The sequence below is a fragment of the Waterburya sp. genome (assembly GCF_058530065.1).
Genome location: NZ_JBZNBU010000235.1, coordinates 1 through 5,380, shown reverse-complemented (window position 1 = coordinate 5,380; position 5,380 = coordinate 1). Strand labels below are relative to the sequence as shown.

5 protein-coding genes are annotated in these 5,380 nt (G+C 39.7%); 1 reads left to right on the top strand and 4 read right to left on the bottom strand.

Annotated features, from left to right (window positions below; genetic code table 11):
• Positions 1-195 precede the first annotated feature (195 nt).
• The 4 genes from AC33VI_RS14185 to AC33VI_RS14170 form a co-directional block, all read right to left on the bottom strand.
• On the bottom strand, positions 196-924 hold the full coding sequence (locus AC33VI_RS14185) for a J domain-containing protein (protein ID WP_491782916.1): 729 nt from the start codon (positions 922-924) through the stop codon (positions 196-198).
• A gap of 91 nt (positions 925-1,015) precedes the next feature.
• Positions 1,016-2,083, bottom strand: coding sequence for a tetratricopeptide repeat protein (locus AC33VI_RS14180; protein ID WP_491782915.1), 1,068 nt, complete (start codon positions 2,081-2,083; stop codon positions 1,016-1,018).
• A 51-nt stretch (positions 2,084-2,134) separates the two neighbouring features.
• Complete coding sequence (locus AC33VI_RS14175; RefSeq protein ID WP_491782914.1) at positions 2,135-3,235, bottom strand: TIGR03032 family protein; 1,101 nt, start codon at positions 3,233-3,235, stop codon at positions 2,135-2,137.
• 22 nt (positions 3,236-3,257) lie between these two features.
• Positions 3,258-3,779, bottom strand: a complete 522-nt coding sequence (locus AC33VI_RS14170; RefSeq protein WP_491782913.1) for a ComEA family DNA-binding protein — start codon at positions 3,777-3,779, stop codon at positions 3,258-3,260.
• Between the two features lie 103 nt (positions 3,780-3,882).
• Here AC33VI_RS14170 and AC33VI_RS14165 point away from each other — a divergent pair, with 103 nt between their 5' ends.
• On the top strand, positions 3,883-5,130 hold the full coding sequence (locus AC33VI_RS14165; protein WP_491782912.1) for a vWA domain-containing protein: 1,248 nt from the start codon (positions 3,883-3,885) through the stop codon (positions 5,128-5,130).
• Positions 5,131-5,380: the final 250 nt, after the last annotated feature.

The following is a 5,380-nucleotide window of genomic DNA, read 5'->3' as shown; positions in this document are numbered from 1 at the left end:
TATTTCGTCAAGCACTACAGATAGTGTTTTGTTTATTTGATAACCCCATATGTAGATCGAGAGTGTTTTAAGAGCGATCGCTTTAAAATAAGAAGAATAGATTTTAAATACTTCAAAAGCTGATAGCTGATAGCTGATAGCTACGAACTAATTGATTTGCAGCGAAGCTAATCCACATCAGGCGTAGGTTATAGGTTATAACATCGTGTCATCTTCATCAGAACTGGTTAAAAAATTTTGAGAAATAGACCAAGCAGTATTAATCAATTGCATTGCCATTTGCGAGCCATCTAAGTCGGGGTGGTATTTAAAGCTCATTTTGCGATAGGAATCTCGCCCGAAGGCGATAAATGCTACGGCGTACCAAATTAAATCTAAACCATCGATAATATAATTTTGGTAAGTTTTATATTCTTCCAAATAAGCAGCAACTAGCTGTTGGTATACTTTTTCGGCGTTGGGCATTGCCTGTTTGATACTTTCGATCGAAATACTGTAGTCGTTATCATTACGGCGATCGCTAGAAGCAGAATTAGTTTGACTTGAAGACTCGGATCGATCGTTTTGAATATCTGTCCCAGTCTTCTGGGGATCTATTTGGGGGAGATGGGAAACAGAAGAATATAAAGTATTTAATAAATCCTGGTTATCTTGGCATTCGTCGTGTAATTCTAGAAATTCGCGGGATAAATTGGCAATTCTTTCTAGTTTACTCAGTTTTGGTCGTAATTCTTCCGCTTTAGTATATAGTTTTAAAGCTTCCCGATCTAATTCGTTGCGTCGATTATGATTTTGTTTGAGTTCTGTCTCAAGCTCGGCAATGCGCTGACTAACTCGTGCTTGTTCTTGCTGATTGGCTGCTTCTTGTAACTCAATTTCCTGCAATTGAGACTTAATTCGGGCAACAGTCTCCATAATATCCATGGGTTCGGGGAATCTGATCGTAAAAAATAAGTGATAAAAATAAAATATTGATTGAAAGCAGGTATTGAATATAGTATGACAATACTAACTTTTAATCTTCATTATCGATATTATCAATCTCGTCAATTAAGATAGCAACATTATCTGCTTCTTGTTGGTTACCTTGTTCTTGGTATAGTGCCAAAGCTCGATTTAAGGCTGCGATCGCTTCCTTGGTTCTGTTTCTAGCTTTTAAAGCCAATCCTAAATTATGATATCCCGTAGGATTTTCTGGTTCGATTTCAGTTAAATCACGGAAGGTAATAATTGCGCTGAGATAATTCTTTTGAGCTAAATAAATCTTGCCTATTCCAGCTATGACTTCAGAATTATCAGAGTTCAGTCTGGCTGCTTGTTGGTATTCCTTTAAAGCCGCGTCTAATTCTTGTTGCTGAAATAAAGCGTTGCCTATTTTGAGATAAATTAAATGATTTTGCGGATCGTTAGCTTTGGCTGTGGCTAGGGTTTGCAATCCCTCGTCAATATTTCCCTGGCTAATTAAAACATCTGCCAAATTTAACTGTAACTCTGCTAGTTGGGGATATTTTTGAATAATCGGTCTTAAAAAATTAACCGCTTGTTGATAGCGTTTTTGTTCCGTCAAAATACGAGCGATAACTTGATAGGCTTCTTCGTTTTCGGGATCTAAAGCTAAAACAACTCTATAGGCTCGAATAGCGCGATCGTATTCTCCCGCACGAATTGAAACTACACCCAAACCAATATGATTTTGAATGTTTAATGGCTCTAGTTCGATCGCTTTTTTGTAAGCTTCTGCTGCTTTTTTGTTTTCCCCATTTGTACCCAAACTATAGCCCAGAGCATAATAGAGCTTGGGATTGTCAGGAGTTAATTTAATGGCTCGTTCGTAGGCTTCGATCGCTGCTTCGTAGTCTTGTTTGAGGATATAAACATAACCTATGCCCGAAAAAATCCTCGGATTATTTTCGTCTATGGCTGCTGCTTTTTCGTAAGTTTCGATAGCGCGATCGTATTCTTGAGTCTGTACGTATTGCTTGCCCTGAAAAAGCAAATTATTTAACTCGAACCGATCGGCTTGAGCCATGATAGAAGTCTGAGAAACTAATGTCGCTACCAAGCTTAATGCAATTGGGTTCAAAAATTTGAAAAACATAGATTCTTCTCGGTCGATCGGTTACAAATATTTAGTCTAACTGCCTTTCTTGCTAGAAGATAATCTTTCTTGGGGGACATCTGCTAAGGCTGCATCGGGTAAAACATAAGAACTACCGATTAATTGTTCGTCCCAGTCAATAATTTCGGGAAAGCGAATATTGGGCAATACCCTAACAGCAAAAATTTCTTGTACGGCATCTTCAAACTTCAAAAATGCCACAGTTTGAGCGGTTTCCAGATTAACCACCCACACCCCACAAATTCTTTCATCCAGTCTTTCAGTAAGGGGTAAACCGCTAAATACTGCCGTTTCTCTGACTTGAGACAGTCCGATAAAAGCCAGATTGCCATAAAAATCGATACCGCGAGTAAAACCAGGAAGGGTGGTAATGGTTGACAATTTGCCCGTGTCGCGATCGCAAATGGAAATACTTCCTTCTCCCGACTCCAAAATCCACAAGCGATCCCCATACCAACGGGGAGAATGGGGCATAGAAATACCGCGACTGATAATCTCATCTTGAGCTAGATCGATTAAAATACCGCCATTGGCTTTATTTTGTCGCCAGCCTCCCATGGTGTCTGTTTCCCCTAAAGCCGTAACGTATTTTGGTTGGCGGTTAACCATTGCCAAACCGTTAAGGTGACAGCGATCTTCGGGAGTTAGGGCAGTGACAAATTTAGGTCGCCATTGGGGAACAAAACTAAAGTTTTTATCTAGGGTGCAAAGACAAGAAAAACGAGTATTGACGAACCACAATTGAGAATTGTCCGCCCCTCCCCATTCCATTTCGTGAATATCAATATCTCCAGTAGTGTGGGATTGACGGGGTAAAAAACAAGCATCGTGTTTCCCTTGGGGTTCTATTTTTGCTCCTACTGCGGGAACGTTATTTAGTTCCCAAATTTGACTGCTACAGCCAATGGCAATTTTATGAGGATCTGCGGCAATACCCATGGGTTTGTTGAAGATCCGAAAATGAGTATTGATATAATCGCCATCTGCACGCAATACGATTAGTTTGCCAGCTTGATAAGTAGAGACTACTAACGAAATTCCCCATTGACTTAAAATGTGAGGAAAATTATTAGTATGAACGCTCCGCATGGGTTCGTTTTGGGGAGATTCAGACATAATTTGTCAGTGGTTAATGGTATTAAAAACAGACATAGTGCATTAGGTGTGATGTTAACTCAGGATCTAGATTTAAGCGACGTTGTAAATCCACTATGTTGCGATATTTACCATTTGTTTGCCGCTCTAATTGTATTTGGCTCGCTAGATCTGTATCTGCATCGATCTGGGGAATTGTCATAATTTCTCCAATAGATGCTAGATTGAGATTAATTTTTTCTGGACTCAAACTACTAAGGCGATCGTAATAAGCAAAAGCCAAAATAGATTCGTAGGGTTGCAATCGTTGTAAAGGAACGTTAATCGCAGCAGCAATATCTTCTAAACTATATAAATGTACTCCCATCTCTACCAAATTTACTAGCGATCGCGCTTGATGGATCGAAAACCCAGGCAATCTCAACCAGTCATCTACTCCCGCCTGATTGACATCAATTCTAATACCTAAGTCTACGGCGAGCGCAATTTCTTTTAAAGATTGAAAACGATAATAGGGATCGTTAGCTATTTTGTTTTTAATTCCAATCTGAGATATTTTAAACATTTATAACCTTTTTTAACCTATAACCTATAACAACTAACAATTAACAACTAACGACTAACGACTAACGACTATCATATAAGTTAAATTTTATTTTTTAGTCATTATGAAAGTTGGTTTACAGTCCTATTTAAGTGATAGTAATATTGATGCTCAATTAACTACCAGTCAACGCCAACTATCCCTGGCTATTTCAGCTATTCCCCAAGACAATAGTGGCGGGTTACCCCTTAATTTATGTTTGGTTTTAGATCGCAGCGGTTCGATGTCCGAAGAACCTTTAGCGACTATTAAAGAAGCTGCAATCGGGATTATTAATCAACTCAAACCAAGCGATCGCATTAGTATTGTGACTTTCGACCATCGTGCTAAGGTTATTGTCTCCAATCAGTTGGTGAATAATAATCAAAAAGCCATCATTCAAAAAATCCGACTCATGGTAGCCGATGGAGGAACTTCTATTGATGAAGGAATGCGTTTGGGAATTAAAGAAATTGCTGCTTATAATCAACATTGCGTCTCTCGTTTGTTTTTATTAACCGATGGGGAAAACGAACACGGTGATAATAAACGTTGTTTGAAACTAGCAGAATTAGCAGCAGAATATAACATTACCATCGATACTTTAGGTTTTGGCGAACATTGGAATCAAGATGTTTTAGAACAAATTTCCGATTCGGCACAAGGAACTTTAGCCTATATCGAAAAGCCAGAAAGAGCAGTAGCAGAATTTGAACGGTTATTTGCCCGCGCCCTGTCAGTAGGCTTGACCAATAGTTACCTAACTATTGAATTAATGCCCAAGGTACGTTTGGCAGAATTAAAACCCATCGCCCAAATATCCCCCGAAACCATCGAACTTAATGCCAATCTTGAAGGCAATCACTTTAGCATCCGCCTGGGAGATTTGATGGTCGATCGACCGAGAATAATTTTAATTAATTTTTATATCAATCAACTATCTCCTGGCACTCATAAAATTGCTGCGGTGCAACTCCGTTACGACGATCCTGGGGCGAATAAAGAAAAGCTCCATTCCGCTGTATTAGCCATCGAAGTAGAATCTCAAAGCCACTATCTACCCTATCCCAGCGATGTGGTACACAACCATATTTTGACTTTGGCTAAATACCGTCAAACTCAAATTGCCGAAACCAAACTCAAACAAGGCGATCGCGCGGGAGCGGCAACCATGCTACAAACGGCAGCGAAAACTGCCCTACAACTGGGAGATAAACAAGGGGCGACAGTGCTGCAAACCAATGCTACTAGATTGCAAATTGGTAAAGATTTGACTCAAGGCGATCGCAAAAAAACCCGTTTGGCATCTAAAACAATTTTGCAAAACAAGTAATGCTATCTGTATAGATTGCAGAACAACGAATCGCACCCGCCCTAAAAGGTAGGGCTGTTTCATTCTCGCTTTAGTCAGACGGGGAGATGGGGAGATGGGGAGATGGGGAGACCTTTCAAGGGTATGTTTTTAAGATTCATCCAGGGGCTGGAGAAAAATCGGGAATAAAGCTGCCTTTAGGTAAAGGCATTCCCTTAATCACAGATGCTAAAATCACCAAAAAGCCTCGTCGGAAACAACTTATAGTCGT

Coding starts and splice junctions, on each gene's coding strand:
- AC33VI_RS14185 (WP_491782916.1), bottom strand. CDS start 924: ATGGATATTATGGAGACTGTTGCCCGAATTAAGTCTCAATTGCAGGAA.
- AC33VI_RS14175 (WP_491782914.1), bottom strand. CDS start 3,235: ATGTCTGAATCTCCCCAAAACGAACCCATGCGGAGCGTTCATACTAAT.
- AC33VI_RS14170 (WP_491782913.1), bottom strand. CDS start 3,779: ATGTTTAAAATATCTCAGATTGGAATTAAAAACAAAATAGCTAACGAT.
- AC33VI_RS14165 (WP_491782912.1), top strand. CDS start 3,883: ATGAAAGTTGGTTTACAGTCCTATTTAAGTGATAGTAATATTGATGCT.